The 15,772-nt window shown below is 65.7% G+C and carries 11 protein-coding genes and 1 pseudogene; 1 reads left to right on the top strand and 11 read right to left on the bottom strand.

The genetic code is table 11. The annotated features are described in order from the left end of the window. Positions 1-4: 4 nt before the first annotated feature. The 5 genes from F462_RS06890 to F462_RS06910 form a co-directional block, all read right to left on the bottom strand. A complete protein-coding gene (locus F462_RS06890; RefSeq protein WP_038052713.1) occupies positions 5-967 on the bottom strand; it encodes a bifunctional riboflavin kinase/FAD synthetase in 963 nt (320 codons plus the stop codon). Positions 968-1,021: 54 nt separating this feature from the next. Further along, entirely contained in the window at positions 1,022-2,602 is a 1,581-nt protein-coding gene (murJ, locus tag F462_RS06895) for a murein biosynthesis integral membrane protein MurJ (protein ID WP_038052716.1), read from the bottom strand. 351 nt (positions 2,603-2,953) lie between these two features. Beyond that, the gene (locus F462_RS06900; RefSeq protein WP_018873518.1) at positions 2,954-3,157 is read right to left on the bottom strand and encodes a cold-shock protein; all 204 of its coding nucleotides are present in this window, start codon (positions 3,155-3,157) and stop codon (positions 2,954-2,956) included. Between the two features lie 436 nt (positions 3,158-3,593). After that, a complete protein-coding gene (locus F462_RS06905) occupies positions 3,594-4,313 on the bottom strand; it encodes an SDR family NAD(P)-dependent oxidoreductase (protein ID WP_038052718.1) in 720 nt (239 codons plus the stop codon). A gap of 224 nt (positions 4,314-4,537) precedes the next feature. After that, the gene (locus F462_RS06910; RefSeq protein ID WP_244270863.1) at positions 4,538-4,756 is read right to left on the bottom strand and encodes a hypothetical protein; all 219 of its coding nucleotides are present in this window, start codon (positions 4,754-4,756) and stop codon (positions 4,538-4,540) included. A gap of 151 nt (positions 4,757-4,907) precedes the next feature. Between F462_RS06910 and F462_RS06915 the strand changes: the two genes are divergently transcribed. Then, complete coding sequence (locus F462_RS06915) at positions 4,908-6,842, top strand: GNAT family N-acetyltransferase (protein ID WP_038052720.1); 1,935 nt, start codon at positions 4,908-4,910, stop codon at positions 6,840-6,842. A gap of 13 nt (positions 6,843-6,855) precedes the next feature. Here the strand turns inward: F462_RS06915 and F462_RS06920 are convergent, their stop codons facing one another. The 6 genes and pseudogenes from F462_RS06920 to F462_RS06940 form a co-directional block, all read right to left on the bottom strand. Further along, positions 6,856-8,871, bottom strand: coding sequence for a methyl-accepting chemotaxis protein (locus F462_RS06920; protein WP_038052723.1), 2,016 nt, complete (start codon positions 8,869-8,871; stop codon positions 6,856-6,858). A 181-nt stretch (positions 8,872-9,052) separates the two neighbouring features. Next, positions 9,053-10,963: an ATP-binding cassette domain-containing protein gene (locus F462_RS06925; protein ID WP_038052726.1), complete on the bottom strand. Its 1,911-nt coding sequence runs from the start codon at positions 10,961-10,963 to the stop codon at positions 9,053-9,055. Between the two features lie 354 nt (positions 10,964-11,317). After that, positions 11,318-11,522, bottom strand: a pseudogene (locus F462_RS14090) (hypothetical protein). A 411-nt stretch (positions 11,523-11,933) separates the two neighbouring features. Beyond that, positions 11,934-13,274 (bottom strand): MFS transporter, encoded by a 1,341-nt coding sequence (locus F462_RS06930; RefSeq protein WP_038052728.1) that lies wholly within the window; start codon positions 13,272-13,274, stop codon positions 11,934-11,936. A gap of 152 nt (positions 13,275-13,426) precedes the next feature. After that, entirely contained in the window at positions 13,427-14,497 is a 1,071-nt protein-coding gene (locus F462_RS06935) for a homoserine O-succinyltransferase MetA (protein WP_018874122.1), read from the bottom strand. Further along, positions 14,497-15,348, bottom strand: a complete 852-nt coding sequence (locus F462_RS06940; protein WP_018141315.1) for a hypothetical protein — start codon at positions 15,346-15,348, stop codon at positions 14,497-14,499. Before F462_RS06940 ends, F462_RS06935 begins: the two co-directional genes overlap by 1 nt. Between the last annotated feature and the right edge of the window lie 424 nt (positions 15,349-15,772).

Below are 15,772 nucleotides of genomic sequence, written 5' to 3' on the forward strand. Positions count from 1 at the left end.
GGTTTCAGCTGAGTTGCGAGAGTTGGGTTCGGGCGGTTTCGACGTCGCGCGCGATCTGTTCACGCAGCGCCTCCAGACCCTCAAAACGTTGTTCGCCACGCACCTGCGCGACGGGTTCGAAGCAGACGGCCTCGCCGTACAGGTCGGGTTGGCCCTGGAGTACGTGGGCCTCCAGGCGCTGTTCGGTACCGGCCACGGTCGGCCGCCAGCCGATGTTTGCGACGGCGGGCAAGGCCTCGCCGGAGGCCCGCCGCAGCCAGCCGGAATACACCCCGCGCAGCGCCAGCGGCCATGGTCCCATACGCAGATTTGCGGTGGGAAAGCCGATCGTGCGCCCGCGTTTGTCGCCATGCGCGACCCGGCCATGCAGGCGGTAGGGTCGCCCCAGCAGCTCCGCCACCTGGGCAAAATCTCCCGCGACGGCGGCGGCGCGGACGCGTGTGCTGCTGATGCGGCCCTCGGCGTCGCGCACGGTCGGTGTGGATTCCACCGTGAACCCGTGCTGTGCACCGCCTGCCTGCAGGGTCGACTGATCGCCCTCGCGCCCCCGTCCGAAACGAAAGTCATCGCCGACCAGCACATGTCGGGCGCCAAGGCGGTGATGCAGGACCTCCTCCATGAAGGCCGCGGCTGACAGCTGTGCCAGACGCGCATCGAAGCGTAGAACCCAGACCGTGCCCAGAGCGCTATCGCCCAGGGTGATCAAACGGTCGCGCAGGCGTTGCAGGCGTCCGGGAGGGGAGGGCGCATGGCTGCGCGCGCCAAAGTATTCGCGCGGCAGCGGCTCGAAGGTCATCAAGAGCGCCGGCGCTTGGCGATCCTGCGCCGCCTCAAGTAGGCGTCCCAGAACAGCCTGATGGCCACGATGCAGACCATCAAAGTTGCCAATAGTCACCACCGCGCCATGAACGCCGGCTGCCTCGAATGCCTTGCTGTCGGCCGGCCCCAGGCCGCGAATGAGCCGCATCGCCCCAATCCCGCGCAAAACCGAAAGTATAACCCGCCCGGGTGGTGACGGGCATCATCGATCCGCGCTCGTCTGTGGCTCGTGTAGCAACAGGTGATGCGGCCGCAGGCCGGCCAGCCACAACGTGGCGGCAAGGGTCGCGGTGCCGGCCAGGATCAGCCCGGTCAGCGCCTGCAGTCGGGTGCGGATGGACCAGTCGGTCCACTGGCCGAACTCCGGCGACAGCCAGACAAGCACGCCGATCATTGCGGCCAGGCCCAGAGGCAGGCCCAGACGCAGTCGGCGCAGCCCGGGGCCCGGCTGATAGATGCCTTCGCGGATCAGTCCGCGGTAGAGCAACCCGGCGTTGATGTAGGCCGAGGCCGACGTGGCGAGCGCGAGCCCCGCGTGGGCCCCCGGCGTGCCGGAGAGATACCACGGCAGCACGAAGGCCGCGTTCAGCACCATGTTCCAGAGCATGGCGATGATCGCGATCTTGACCGGGGTCTTGGTGTCCTGACGGGCGAAGAAGCCGGGCGCCAGGACCTTGATCAGGATGAAGCCGGGCAGGCCCAGGGCATAGGCGGCCAAGGCCATCGCGCTCATGTAGGTGTCGAACTGGGTGAATGCCTGGTACTGGATGAGTGTCGCCAGGATCGGCACCGCCAGCACCACCAGCCCGACCATAGACGGCAGGGCGACCAGCATGGCCAGACGCAGGGCCCAGTCCAGGGTGCGGTTGAAGGCTGCCGGGTCCGCCAGGTTGTACTGGCGTGCCAGGCGCGGAAGGATCACCGTGCCGATGGCGATGCCGAACAGGGCCAGGGGCAGTTCCACGAAGCGGTCCCCGAAGTACAGCCACGAGATCGAGCCGGCGACCAGGAACGACGCGATCAGGGTGTCCACCAGCAGGTTGATCTGGACGACGGAGGTCCCGAGGATCGCCGGCAGCATCAGCTTGACGATGCGCCGGACCCCTTCGTGGGCGCGGCGGAAACGGGGGCGCGGCAACAGGCCGGCGCGCAGCAGGAACGGGATCTGGAAGGCGAGCTGTAAAGCCCCGGCGATGAACACGCCCCAGGCCAGGGCCACGATCGGCTCGGCGAACATTGGTGCGAGCCATAGCGCGGCCACGATCAGGGACAGGTTCAGGAAGACCGGGGTAAACGCCGGCACCGCGAAGCGCCCGATGCTGTTCAGGATGCCGGCGGCCATCGCGGTGAGCGAGATAAACAGAAGGTAGGGGAAGGTGATGCGCAGCATCTGTGCCGCCAGATCCTGGCGCCCCTCTTCCTGTGTGGCGAGCCCTGGCGCGAACACCCAGATCAGCAAGGGCGCGGCGAGCACACCGATCAGTGTTACGACGGTGACCACGGTCATGAGCGTGCCGGCGGTGTGGTCCAGCAGGTCGCGCAGGGCCTCGCGACCGCGTTTCTCGCGGAACTCCGCGAACACCGGGACAAACGCCTGGTTGAAGGCGCCCTCGGCAAACAGGCGACGCAGGAAATTGGGGATGCGGAACGCGACAAAGAAGGCGTCGGTCGAGGCCCCCGCCCCGAAGGTTACCGCCAGCACCATGTCGCGCAGATAGCCCATGATTCGCGAGATCATGGTCATGCCACTGACAACGGCGGTGGAACGAAACAGACGGTTCATCGCGTGCGGGGCCAGCCTTCGGGAAAGCCCCGCAGTGTACTTGAATCACCCGCGCCGGACCGTTGCCTCCACCACGAACAAGGGCCAAGTCAAGAGCGTTTCACAGGAAGATGGGAAGACAGGAAGGGTTATGGAGTGCGGGTGCTGGCTCAGGGCCTGCGGCATACCCGGATCGTCGGTCCTGCGCTGAACGCGCCACCCCAGTCCCTCTTCCAGTTTTCGCGCCTTCCTGTAAATCGCTTTTGGCTTTCTTCGTGGTGAATACAGGGCGTCAGGCACGAAAAAGGCCGCCCGGAGGCGGCCTTTTCGGACGGTCCAACGAAGGAGCCGTCAGCCTTGGGATGTGGCGCCTTAGATGGCGGTCACTTCCCCGGCGGCCAGGCCCTTGGCGGTTTCCTGGATTTCAAAGGAGACCTTCTGACCTTCGGCCAGGGTCTTGAAACCCGAACCGTTGATCGCGGAGAAATGGACGAACACGTCCTTGCCGCCATCATCGGGGGTGATGAAACCGAAACCCTTGCTCTCGTTGAACCACTTCACAACACCAGTATTCACAACTTGTAACCTCTTCATGTAACAAACAAATGTGTTCGCGGCATGCTGCCAACAGATCAACGGGAGCACTGGTTCAATAACTAGAAACTTCCTAGTGTTGTCGCTCAACCACGAATCACGCCCCCGACTATACGCCGCATCCCCGGCGAAATCCAACGCCCCTCCATGAACTTTTTTGGCGCGGCAGCGCCGATTTTCCGCACGCCGGGGGTCACCACGAAACGCACGAAGGCACGCAGGAGGGCCAGGGCGGTTCACAGGAAGGCGGGAAGGTCGGAGGAATTGTTGATTGGGTACGGGCAGGGGGCTGGATGTCGGGGCATGCCTCTGCCCGTCAGCCCTGCCCTCTACGCTTCAGCCCGATCCCCCTTCGAATCTTCCCGTCTTCCTGTTCCCGCCCTTGATCTGTTCGGTTCGTGGCCGGGACGACTCTGCCTCAGAGCTGGCGGATGTCGACGAAGCTGCCGCGGGTGGTGTGGTGCAGGCGGGGCAGGACGTCGAGGATGGTGCGGGCGGCGTCCTCCGGGGTGGGCATGTCCTGGGTCCCGCGTGCGGCCTTCAGGCGCTGGAGGACCGGGAAGCTTTCGCGGTCGGCCTCGTCGCAGAGGTAATCCTGCATGGCCGTATCGACCAGGCCGGGGGCGAAGGCATTGATGGCTGTCTCGTCCGGAAATTCGTGGGCGTAGAGCTGCATCATCATGTTCAGCGCGGCCTTGGACAGCGAGTACCCGCTCCAACCGGCATGCCCGGAAACCGATGCACCGGAGGAGATCGCGATGATCTGGCCCACCTGGACATTGCGTTTCAGCAGGGTATCCAGGATGACCTTGTTGGCGAAGGTGTTTACATCCATCAGCAGGCGTAGTTCATCCATCGACGCGTCCTGCATGCGCTGCATATGACCCAGCAGCCCGGCGTTGAGCACGACCAGATCCAGTGACTCGACGCCTTCCAGCAGCCGTTCCATTGCGGCACCAGTGGCAGCGAAGTCATTCAGGTCCACGCGTTCGTCTGCGCTGGTCCCGGCCTCGGGGCAGCCGCGCCGGCTCATGCCATAGACGTGTGCGCCCTGTTTAAGCAGTACCTGGGTTATCCCCAGGCCCAGCCCGCTGGAATTGCCGGTCACCAGCGCTGAACCAAAACGGCCGTCCTGCATATCGCTCTCCTTCGAGATTCTGAATGTACGGATTGTCTACCACGAAGCGCACGAAGGCACGAAGAAGGGGCGAGGGCGGTTCACAGAAGACGGGAAGTCTGGAAGGATTTTGGTGGGTACTGGATGGGCGGCCGAGGCACATCCGAGAAGTCCGGCATAGCACTCGTGCTTCATCCCATATCCCTCTTCCGGTCTTCGTGCGCTTCGTGGTGGATTGACGAGGTCTACCCCGGCGTACGGGGTTGTTCGCGCCACTGGCGTTCGAGGTCGCCGGGCGCCTGGAAGGCCTGCGCGAAGACGGCGCTTGCGCCGTCGATTGAAAAGCCCTGTGCCTGGCGTGTCGCCGTATGACGTGCCATCAGCGGCATCTGCACACTGGCGGCGTCGATATCGGCCGCGGCCGCCGCGTCCACTCGGAGGTCCCCGCCGGCATCCAGCGTCACGCGCCGCTCTTGTCAGCGGTCGGTCGCGGTGTCTATGCGCTGGCGTTTGGCAGCGCTCTGGACTTTTGTCGCGCCCGTGTGTCCAGATGCCTCTTCCGCCCTCGCAAGCCCGCTTGCTCCATGCAACCTACGACCCTGGTGAGATGTTGAGATGGAGGCTCGCTCGCTCTACCGACTGCCGGCCGATCCGGCGGCCCAACAGGCCGCCGAGATCTGGCTTCGGATCGCCTCAGCCCGGAGTCCGGTGCTCTGGGTGGGACGGCATGTGCCCGACGGCCTGCCGCACGTGGCGCCGGCACAGGCGGGGCACTGGCTGGGCCACGAAGTGCAGTCCCTGGTGTTCGAGGCCGGGGACCCGCTCGCCGTGGATGCGCTGGTCACAGCGGCCGGGTTGCTGCGCGGCGGGGGCTCCCTGGTGGTGCTCGACGGGGTCACCGGTGAAGGTGCGTTTGCCCGCCGCTGGCGGGCGGCGTTGGCCGAACCCTGGATCCGGAATATTGAAGCGCCTTCGGCGGAGCGACTGCCCCGTGTGCCGGCCGCGACGCCTGCCCCGTTCGCGTGGACGCCGGATCAGGTGGAGGCGCTGGATCGGCTGGGGCGGCTGGAGGGGGATGAGTGCCTGGCGCTGACGGCCCCACGTGGCCGAGGCAAGTCGACGTTGCTGGGCGAGTACCTGGGTGCGGGGCTGCGGATGGATGCCTTGGCGATCACCCTGACAGCCCCGGGTCCGCGGGCTGTGGACGCCCTGCTAGCGCGCGCCCGTCAGTGGGTCGACACGCCGGAACGTCTCTACCGGGCACCGGACGTCCTGCTGCAAGCGCCCGAGTCCGTGGACACGCTGATTATCGACGAGGCAGCGAACCTGCCGGTGGAGCGCTTGCTGCGCCTCGCCCACCGTGCCCGGCGCCTGGTGTTGTCCACCACGACCGGCGGCTTCGAGGGGAGCGGCCAGGGTTTCCGGCTGCGCGCGCTACCGGCCCTGGAGGCGGCGGGCTTCCGGGTGCGCGTGCAGGCCATGGCAACCCCGGTGCGCTGGGCGCGGGGGGATCCGCTGGAAGACTGGCTCAACCGGTTGTTCCTGCTGGAGGCGGAAAGCCGGACCCCGGCCACCCAGGCCGTCCGTCTGCGCTGGACGACCGGGGCGGCACTGGCGGAAATGCCGTCCTGCCTGGAGGCCGTGACGGGCCTACTGGCGGATGCGCACTACCGTACCCGTCCGTCCGATCTGCTGCGCTGGCTGGAAGATCCCGGCGTGCGCGTGCTGTGCATAGAGGGCGTGATGGACCGGGCGCTATTCGGCGTCGCACTGATCCAGGAGGAACCCGGCCTGGAGCGGGCCCTCGCCGAGGCGGTGTGGGCGGGCGAGCGCCGACCGCAGGGGCAGTTCCTGCCTTGCACGCTGGCCGCTCTGGGGGGGATCGAGCTGGCCGCGGAGCGTGTCTGGCGTATCCAGCGTATCGCGGTGCATCCGTGCTGGCAGGGACGAGGCCTGGGCGGCCGCCTGCTAAGGGCGGTCGCGGATCTGGCCGTTGCCGAACGCGTCGGGCTGCTGGGGGCGAGTTTCGGGCTGCAGCCCGCGTTGCTGCGGCTCTGGAAGCGTGAGGGCTACGGTCTGGTGCGCGTGGGGACCCAGCCGGACCCGGCCAGTGGTCAGGTCAGTAGCGTGGTCCTGCGCGCACTCCGTCCGGCTACGGCCTCCGATCTGCGGTCGATTCAGCGTGCTTTCCAGCGCGACTGGCCGGTCTGGCACCCACGCTTTCTGCCTGCATCCGCCGCCGCTATGGTGAGTGCGGTCCTGGAGGAATTGGCCCGGCCACTGTCGGAGGCCGACCCGGCCACCGATCTCGCGGAGGTCCGGGCCTTTGCGCACCGCGTGCGGCCGTTGGAGTGGGCGCTGCCGGCCTTGCTGCGGCAGCTGGAGGTGGGCCCGCCGGCTGATCCGGAGGGCCGCCTGTTGGCGGCGAGCCTGGCCGCGCCCGTCGACTGGCCGCGGCTGGCCCGCGAGCTCGGAGTGTCCGGGCGGCGCGGCGTCACCCGCAGGCTGCGCCGCGCCGCCCGGGCCTGGCTGGAAGCCCGTGGGCTGTAGCCCGTAGCCCGGATCAGAGTCGGAACTGGGCCAGGGCCTGCTGGATCTCCTTTTCCACCTGCTTGAGCTCGTCGGAGGCGGCACTGACGCGGTCGGCGGTGTTGGCCGACTGATCCGCTCCGTCGGAGATCTGCACGATGTTTCGGTTGATGTCCTCGACCACCGTGCTCTGCTGACGCGAGGCGACCGCGATTTGCTCGGTCATTTCCACAATGGTGGTGACCGACTGGCGGATCTGCTGTAGAGCACCGTTGACCTCGGCGGTATGCTCCATGGTCATTTCGGCCTCTTCCTGACCCTGTTCCATGGCCTTCACGGCACTGGTCGTGGCGGTCTGCAGGCGCGAGATCATGGTCTCGATCTCGTCGGTGGATTCCTGTGTGCGGGTGGCCAGCTTGCGGACCTCGTCGGCGACCACCGCGAAGCCACGGCCATGCTCGCCGGCGCGGGCGGCCTCGATGGCGGCGTTCAGGGCCAGCAGGTTGGTCTGCTCGGCCACGCCGCGGATCACCTCGAGGATGGTCCCGATTTGCTTGGAGTCCTCGCCCAGCTTGGAGACGGTGCCGGCGGCCTCCTCGACGGTGCCGAGCAGCGAGGCCATGGATTCGACGTTCTTCTCCATGACTTCGGAGCCGTTGTTCACCGCATCCCCGGCTTCCTGGCCGGCCTGGGAGGTCGCGTCGGTGTTGCGTGCGATCTCCTCGGCGCTGCTTTGCAGTTCGTTGATCGCGGTGGCGACGCGCTCGGTTTCGTCGCGTTGGCGCGAGACCGCTTCACGGGCCCCGTAGGCCTCCTGGTTCAGGTTCTCGGTGGCGCGGTTGAGCGTCTCGGTGCTGCCGCGCGCATGACCGATGGCCTGGGCGATCTTGTCGGTGAAGCGGTTAAAGGCACGGCCTAGCTGCGCGGTCTCGATCAGCCCGTTCTCGTCCAGGCGGCGGCTCAGGTCGCCATCGCCGTCGGCGATCTCCTCGAGCGCCGCCGTAGAGTGGGCCAGGGCGCGCCGCACGACCAGGATGATGAACACAGCACCGGCGACACCCAGGATGACACCAATCAGGACCAGCACTGCCTGGGTGGTCTGGGTGGCGCCCATGGTCGCCGTCAGGCCGCTGGCAGACTGTTCGGCGCGTTCGGTGATGCGCTCGCTGAGCCCACGCAGTTCGTCGCGGGCTTCGAAAATAACCGGGCCGACTTCGGTGCGGATCAGATAGGCATCCTGCAGGGCACGCTCGCTGCCGTGGATCTCCACGATCTCCTGGATGGCGTCATCCAACGTGTTCAGGAGGCCCTCGAAATCCTCGACCGCGATCTGCTGTTCGAAATCGAGCTCTTCCATCTGGTCGGTCAGGCGTGCGAGCACGTCATGGGTCTGACCCAGGTACAGGCGCAGGTTCTGCTCAAAGGAAGAATCCCGGAAGGCGATGAAGCCTCGCAGGTTGGACGTAATCTGCAGCAGGTTGGTGCGCAGGGTGTAGAACTCGTCCAGGCGCTCGAAGGAGCGTTGGAAGCGCGGACGCGCCATTTCCTCGTTGATCATTGTGCTGGTCAACTGGGTCATCTGGATCGTCGCCGGGTTGGCTCGGGCGTTGGCTACGCCCTGAGCCGGCATGTTCTCGGACACGTCTTCCGCAATCTCGATCATGCGGTCTTGCTGGGAGGTAAAGGCATCGATACTGGCGCGTACCCGTCTGGCCGACTGGCTCAGTTCCTCGGAGCCCTCAACAACAGGATCCTGGCTCAGCGCGCTCATTGCCTGATCCAGTTGTTCCATGGCGTGCAGCCAGGCATCGCGGTGCTCGGCTTCCTCGCTCATCAGATAGAAGCCGAGCGAGGCGGCACTCTCCTGTAGCAACTGTTCGACCTGATTGACCCGGGCCACGGCCGGATAATCGGACTGAGTAAGCTCGGCGACCCCTTGGCTCCCAACATTCAGGGCGCGCAGGGAGAGCAAGGAATTGATAATCAGGATCGCGACGACCAGCCCGAAGCCGGCGATCAGCAGTCCCCGAATGGAGAATTTGTCCAACATGCGATGACTCCTTCAGCGCGCCTGTTCAGTCGGCGCTTCGCAAATACGGCCGCGGTCTTGCGGACCTCGTGCCTGGAAGGTGCTTGTTCTACCCCTGTTACGGCAGCCGGTGGCGAGAGTTGAGCCGTCCGCTGACGTTCTGTGCTGTTGGCGCTTCGTGTACGTGGTGACGCGTGATGCATCAGTCGGATTCCAGTTGCTCCCAGCGTTCATAGCAGACTGCCAATTCCGACTCCACTTCTTCGAGCCGCGCTTGCAGTTTGCGCATGCGCTCCCCGTCGCGCAGTGTCTCCGGTTCGGTCATGGCGGTGGTCAGGCTGACCTGCTCTCCCTCAAGGCTCTCGATGCGTGCTGGCAGGGCCTCCAGCTCGCGCGCGTCCTTGTAGGATAACTTGCGTGGTGCAGCCGGTTCCGGCGCGGCCGGTGGCGGGTTGGCTGGCGCCTCTTTGGCGGCGTCAGGCGGGGCCTCGGTGGTTCGGCCTGCTTCGCTCTCCAGTAGGCGTCGGGTGACCCGTTCCGGTAGGTCGGTCCAGCCGCCGACGAACTCCTCGACCGTGCCGTCCCCGGGCAGCACGAGGGTGGACGTCGCGACGTTGTCCAGGAACGAACGATCGTGGCTGACCACAATCACGGTACCCGTGTATTCGATCAGTAGCTGTTCCAGGAGCTCGAGGGTCTCGACGTCCAGGTCGTTGGTGGGCTCGTCCAGTACCAGCAGGTTCGCCGGGCGCAGGAAGAGCTTGGCCAACAGCAGACGGTTGCGCTCGCCCCCGGACAGCGCCGATACCGGTTGTCGCGCTCGTGCCGGCGGAAACAAGAAGTCTTCCAGGTAGGAAAGGATGTGGCGGCTCTCGCCATTGACCATCACACGGTCGCGTCCTTCGCCAACTGCGTCCTGCACTGTAGTGGCTTCGTCCAGGCGGGCCCGGGCTTGATCGAAGTAGGCGATCTCCAGCTGGGTGCCCAGCTTGACGCTTCCCGCGAGTGGCTCCAACTGACCGAGTAGTCCCCGCAGTAAAGTGGTCTTGCCCGCGCCGTTTGGACCGACAATGCCCAGGGCATCTCCGCGTTGAAGCAACAGATTCACGTCCCGAACGATCGGGTGGTCGTAGCCAAAGTCCGCGTGCTCGGCCTCGATCACCAGACGCCCTGATCGTTGTTCGGGGCTTAGCTTCATCTTGACCTGGCCACTGCGTTCGCGGCGTTCTGCGCGTTTGCGGCGCAGCGCCTGCAGTGCACGAACGCGGCCTTCGTTGCGAGTGCGCCGCGCCTTGATGCCCTGGCGTACCCAGTTTTCTTCCTGTGCCAGCTTGCGGTCGAACTCGGCACGCTGGGTGGCCTCGGTCTCCAGGCGTTCGGCCTGACGCTGACGGAACGCCTCGATGGTCGGTGGGTGTTCGTAGATCTGGCCGCGATCCAGTTCCAGGATGCGGGTGGCGACGCTTTCCATGAACTGCCGGTCATGGCTGATGAACACCACCGTCAGTCCGCTCTCGACCAGGAACTCTTCCAGCCATCGGATCGCGGCCACATCCAGGTGGTTGGTGGGTTCGTCCAGCAGCAGGAGTTGCGGTCGCTGCACCAGTTCGCGTGCCAGCCAGACGCGGCGCTTGAGACCGCCAGACAGCGCCGCGAACTGAGCCTCGGGATCCAGGCTCAGACGCGAGATCGTCGTCTCGACCCGGTTCTGCAGGCTCCAGCCATCGATCGCGTCCAGTTGCGATTGCACGGGCCCCATTTTGTCCAGGGCCTCCATATCGCCGGCCGCGGCGGCCTGGCTGAGATGGTGAAAGCGCTCCAGTAGGCGGCCGGCCTCGCCCAACCCTTCGGCGACGACATCAAACACCGTTCCTTCGATCCCAGGTGGTAGTTCCTGGGTCAGATAGGCAGTGGTCAGCCCGTCCTGGCGAGTGAGTTCGCCGGAATCGGCCTGGGCATCGCCGTTGATCACCTTGAGCAGGGTGGATTTGCCCTCGCCGTTGCGGCCGGCGACGGCCACGCGCTCGCCTGGTTCCAGGCTCATGTTGACGCCGTCGAGCAGGGCAGCCATGCCGTAGGCCAGGTGGATGTTGCGCAGGGTGAGCAGTGCCATTCGAGTTCCGGTCGCGAGCGAGTATTGTAGCGGGCGCCAAGACTATCACCTTGGCGTGTTGCGGCGTGCGGGTGGGTGGCTTCGCCCAGCCGCCTGCCTTATTGTGGCTGGTCTTGGATTGGGCTCCGTGTTTACGGTGCCTTCGGTTCGCCGCCTGCCTCGTGATGGCTGGTCCTGGTTCGTCCTCGGGTGTTTACGGTGCCTCCGGTCCGCATACTGCCGAGCGCTGACTCGCCAGCGCGCCGCGAGGTCCTTTCTTGCTTGCCCAAGAAAGGACCCAAAGAAGGGCACCCGGATTTCGCCCGGGAACCTTGCTCCAGGGTTCTCGGGCCGGCGGCGCTGAACTCGCTACGCTCAGACATCCAGCGCCTTCTCCCGGCCCGAGAACCCTTCCGCAAGGGGCTCCATACGGGGGAGGAAGGTCAAGACAGGAGGTATTCCGACCCCGCGACACAACAACGGCCCTGCCGCCTGCAAGCCCCCAGCGCCCGCTTGCGGGCGCGGCACGCAACGGCCAAAGGCCGAGCGTGCCCAAGATGTCCGAAAGCCTAGCCATCATCTACTAGCTATATCGCTGGGATAGCCGTTGTTTGGACCTGCCTCCCCGTTGTCGTCGCGCCGAGTGGAGAGGGTTTTCGCGGGATCAGAGGCGCTGGATGTCTGAGCGGAGCCGAAGGCGCAGCGAGTTCAGCGCCGCCCGCGAAAACCCTCGGAGCGAGGGAAGCCCCGGCCCGCGAAGCGGGCCGGGGTCGCGGCAGTCGGGCGTGTTTCTTGGTGACTTCTTTGCACGAGCAAAGAAGTCACTCGGGGCGCGCTGGCGAGTCAGCGCTCGGCAGTATGCGGACCGGAGGCACCGTAAACACCCGAGGACGAACCAGGGCCAGCCACAACAAGGCAGGCGGTCGGCCGGAGGCACGCAAGACCGAGATCGCAAAGCCTGCCTCGCTGGCGGCGAGGACGCGAGAAGGTGTCAGGTCTCGCCCATGAGCCAGGCGCTAGCGGCGCCGGCCAGGCTCATCAGCGCGAGGACGAAGATCGCGAACTCGGTGCCAGCCAGCTGGGCCAGCAGGCCGAACAGGCCGCCCACGAGGAGGAGGGCGCCAATCACCGTATTGCTGACCGCGGTGAAGGCGGCGCGGGTCTCCTGGGTCGCCATGTCGACCAGGTACGTCTTGCGCCCAAGGCGCACGCCGGCATGACTCACGCCCAGCAGGAAGAATAATGCAGCGAAGACCCAGCCTCCCGGCACCAGGGCGTGCTCGGTGCCGATCGGTGCGAACCAAACACTGAGCGCCACGGCGATGCCCAGGCCCGCCGCTAGCAAACCGGAAAGGATCAACACCCAGCGAGCCGAGCGGTCGGAAAAGCGTCCCCAAATCGGTGCGCTGACCGCCGAGGCGAGGCCGCTCGCAAGAATCAAGAGTCCCAGAGTGCCGAGGTCACCCGCGGTGGCATCCTCGGCGAGCAGGACATAGAACGGCAGGGCGAGCGCGGTACTCATCAATAGCGCTCGGGTCAGCACAAAGTGGCCAAACGCGCGGTCGGACCAAAGCAGACGCATGGAGCGGATCGCTTCGGTCACCGCGTTGCCGCCGCCCTCGGTGGCACCCGGATCCTCACGCAGGCGGGTGAAGGTCGCCGCCGCCACCCACCAGGCCCCGGCCGATGCGGCCAGCAATGCGACGAACACACCGATGCCGGCCTCTTCCAGGTTCGCGAGGGTCAGGTACACGCCCAACCCCAGGGTAAAAAACCCGGCCAGGGAGGCGGCGTACCCCATTACCGTTCCGCGCTGATGTTTGGCGATTGTTTTGCCCAGGACGTCCTTGGAGGCGACTGAGTTGATCCCGCGCGAGAGCGCGAAGACGATCAGGAGCCCGAGGATCGCCCATCCGGCGGCCGTGCCCTCCAGCGTCAGCGCGACCACGGCCATACCGGCGACGGCCAGGCCGGACAGTAGGCTGCCAAGGACCCAGAATCCCTTGCGGATCGCCCGGCGACGAATCGATGCGGCGACGAACAGTTGCGGCAGCAGGGAGCCGGACTCCCGGATCGGGACCAGGAAGCCGGCGAAGGCGGCCGGTGCGCCAAGTGCGCCCAGCAGCCAGGCGAGCACGAGGCGGGCCGAGGCGAGCTCGTCGCCGATCTTGCTCAGGGTATTGGAGACCAGGTGGACGAAGAAGTTGGTCGGCTGGGCGCGGCAGGCGTTTTCGGGGATGTCCTTGCAGACGCGTGCATCCTCGTCCCCGGCGATCGTCTCGTACAGGGAGATCATCGGGCGCGGCAGCTTGTCCGGGTCGTTTTCGGTCATGAGGTCTTTCCGTTGCGTTGCCCAGTCATTGCGAGGCGCCGCAGCAACCTCCAAACGCTTGCAGGGCGTTGGGGCCGGGTGGTTCCGGAAGGTAGATTGCCACGGTGCCTGCGGCACCTCGCAATGACTGGGGCGGGTGCGGGCGCGACGCGCTACCGGCGCCCGGCCAGCGGGTCGCTCGGGTCGACGCTGTCGCGAAACTGCTTGCGGCGGTCGAGGTTGGTGAGCTGGTAGACCGCGCCCAGCCAGTTGTTCATCACTGCCAGTGCGGTGTCGTGCCAAGTGTTGTCGAGGCGGTCCAGCAGCAGCGCCTCGGGCAGTGCCGGGATCTCGGTGCAGTGTTCCAGCGCGGCCTCGACTTGTTCGCGGTGCTCGTCGAGGATCGCGGCCGCCTGGGGTAGCAGGTAGTTCTCCGGCAGCGGCGGGTAGGTGTCGCGTTCGCCCTGGATATAGCGCACGACCTCGCGCTTGTACTCCTTGAGCAGGCTGATCGAGTCGTACTCCGGGTGACCCTGGAAGAAGACCATGCGAAAACCATCCGGGGACGCCCCCAGGTGGATGCCGGATTGTTCGCTTTCCACCAGCACGCGCAGGCCGTGGCGCTCGAACTGTTCGCGAGAGACATCGTTGTAACGCGAGTGAGGGACATCGAAGCGGGTGTTGACCCCGGTTACCAGCGGATGTCCGCGGTCGACGACCCGGTGCGGGAACACGCCCCATAGCTTTTCGCCCATGTGTACGCGGTGTTCGCCATAACGGGCCTGCAGTACCGCGTGGGTGGCCAGGCAGGAGCAAAGCGTTGAAGTCACATTGTCCCAGGCCCAGTCCACGACCTCGGCCAGGGGCTCCCAGAACGGCTCCAGGGCCAGGTCCGGTTGGGTCACATTGGCGCCGGTAATGATCAGCGCGTCGAGGCCTTCCTTCTTCAGGTCCTCGAAATCCTCGTAATACTGCTTGACGTGATCACGTCCCTTCGGCCCGCGCTTGAGCTGGGGCAGGGTGAAGGGGTGGATGTAGAACTGCGCGATCTGGTTGCTCTCTCCGATCAGGCGGAAGAACTGACGCTCGGTGGCCGCCAGGGCGGCATCCGGCATCATGTTCAGCAGGCCGATATGTAGCGCGCGGATCTCCTGCTGCTGCGCGAAGTCGCTGGGCAGGACGGTCTCGCCCTCGCTCTTCAGCCGGGCAAAGGTGGGCAGATCGGAGTAGGCGACGAGTGGCATTAGAGGCGTGCCTCCCGTTCCAGGGCCATGCAGACCAGGTCATCGAAGTCGGCCGCGTTACGCACACGTGCCAGCTCGGTGGTGCTGATGGTGTAGCCGTGGGCCTCGGCGATGGCCTCGTAGCGGGGCAGACGGGCGCGGAACAGGCGCGAGAAGACCCAGCGCACAAAGGCGTCCGGGTCGATCTGGGCGACATAGTCGAGGCCCTCGTCGCGCATGTACTCGGCGAGCTGCTGGTCGAGGAAGGACTCGCGATAGTACAGCGGCTTGGGGTCGCGTTCGGCGCGTTCGATCAACTGGCGCTCGTCCTCATCGGTCGCCTTGATGTACAGGATCAGCGTGTGCTCGGCGAGCGCCTCCAGTACCCCGGGGCTGTCGAGTTCGCAGACCGAGCCGCCGGCGTCATTGACGAAATGCGGATAGCCAAACAGCGTCTGTGACTTGTGGATGAAGTCCGGCACGTCGAGCATCGCCTGCACTTCGGCCTCGTGGTGCAGGTTCTGGCGGCGCTTGAACTCGGTCAGCGGCAGGCCACCCTGTTCCGGATTGCCCAGCTTGCCCAGGAAGCTCGCCACCGGGTGCAGGTTGTCCACCGTGATGTTGTTGATGATCTGGATCGAATCCGAGCGCAGCAGGTCGCGCAGGAATGGCACGGCCATTGCTTGGGCCTTGATGTTGTCCAGAATCGGTTCGCTCAGATAGCGCGTGCCGATGCGATAGTCCCCCGAGTAGTGGAACCAGTCTTCGCGCCGCAGCATGTTCGACAGGCGCGTCTTGCCGACACCGGACATTCCCAGCAGGGTGATGCGGCGATGATCCTGGTGGCGATATTCGTCGGGTGTCAGGCGCATAGATAATCGATTAGCGACGCAGGATGAACAGGATACCGGCGATGACCGCCAGCCCACTGATGACGTAATGGTCGTACTGGAACTGTAGCCCCAGCAGACCGCGCAGGCCGAACAAGATCAGCCAGGCGCCTAGGGAAACACTGATCCATGTACACGCTCGCGCTCGAGTCGCTTTTGTGTGCGAACAAGGCGCGGTGATTGCCGTGCAGTCATTCTGCACAAGGGAGCCGCAACGCCGTGCGCGCGCAAAAGCGGCCGAGCCCCTTCGGGGTTGGCACCCCAGGTTCCCCGATCCTGCGTTGCGGCCCTTGCCGGTAGAACCACTACCGGCTGCGCACCGCGCCTTGTCTCGGGAAACCTGGGGTGCCAACGCGAGCGTGTACATGGATCAGTGTTTCCCTCGCAGAATGTTGCCGAGTATGCG

The organism is Thioalkalivibrio sp. ALJ1 (assembly GCF_000745395.1).
In the GTDB taxonomy this organism is placed as follows: Bacteria; Pseudomonadota; Gammaproteobacteria; order Ectothiorhodospirales; family Ectothiorhodospiraceae; genus Thioalkalivibrio.

Excerpts from the sequence above, each read along its gene's own strand:
- F462_RS06915 (WP_038052720.1), top strand. The coding sequence starts at position 4,908 with ATGGAGGCTCGCTCGCTCTACCGACTGCCGGCCGATCCGGCGGCCCAA.
- F462_RS06935 (WP_018874122.1), bottom strand. The coding sequence starts at position 14,497 with ATGCCACTCGTCGCCTACTCCGATCTGCCCACCTTTGCCCGGCTGAAG.
- F462_RS06890 (WP_038052713.1), bottom strand. The coding sequence starts at position 967 with ATGCGGCTCATTCGCGGCCTGGGGCCGGCCGACAGCAAGGCATTCGAG.
- F462_RS06930 (WP_038052728.1), bottom strand. The coding sequence starts at position 13,274 with ATGACCGAAAACGACCCGGACAAGCTGCCGCGCCCGATGATCTCCCTG.
- F462_RS06920 (WP_038052723.1), bottom strand. The coding sequence starts at position 8,871 with ATGTTGGACAAATTCTCCATTCGGGGACTGCTGATCGCCGGCTTCGGG.
- murJ (WP_038052716.1), bottom strand. The coding sequence starts at position 2,602 with ATGAACCGTCTGTTTCGTTCCACCGCCGTTGTCAGTGGCATGACCATG.
- F462_RS06940 (WP_018141315.1), bottom strand. The coding sequence starts at position 15,348 with ATGCGCCTGACACCCGACGAATATCGCCACCAGGATCATCGCCGCATC.
- F462_RS06925 (WP_038052726.1), bottom strand. The coding sequence starts at position 10,963 with ATGGCACTGCTCACCCTGCGCAACATCCACCTGGCCTACGGCATGGCT.
- F462_RS06905 (WP_038052718.1), bottom strand. The coding sequence starts at position 4,313 with ATGCAGGACGGCCGTTTTGGTTCAGCGCTGGTGACCGGCAATTCCAGC.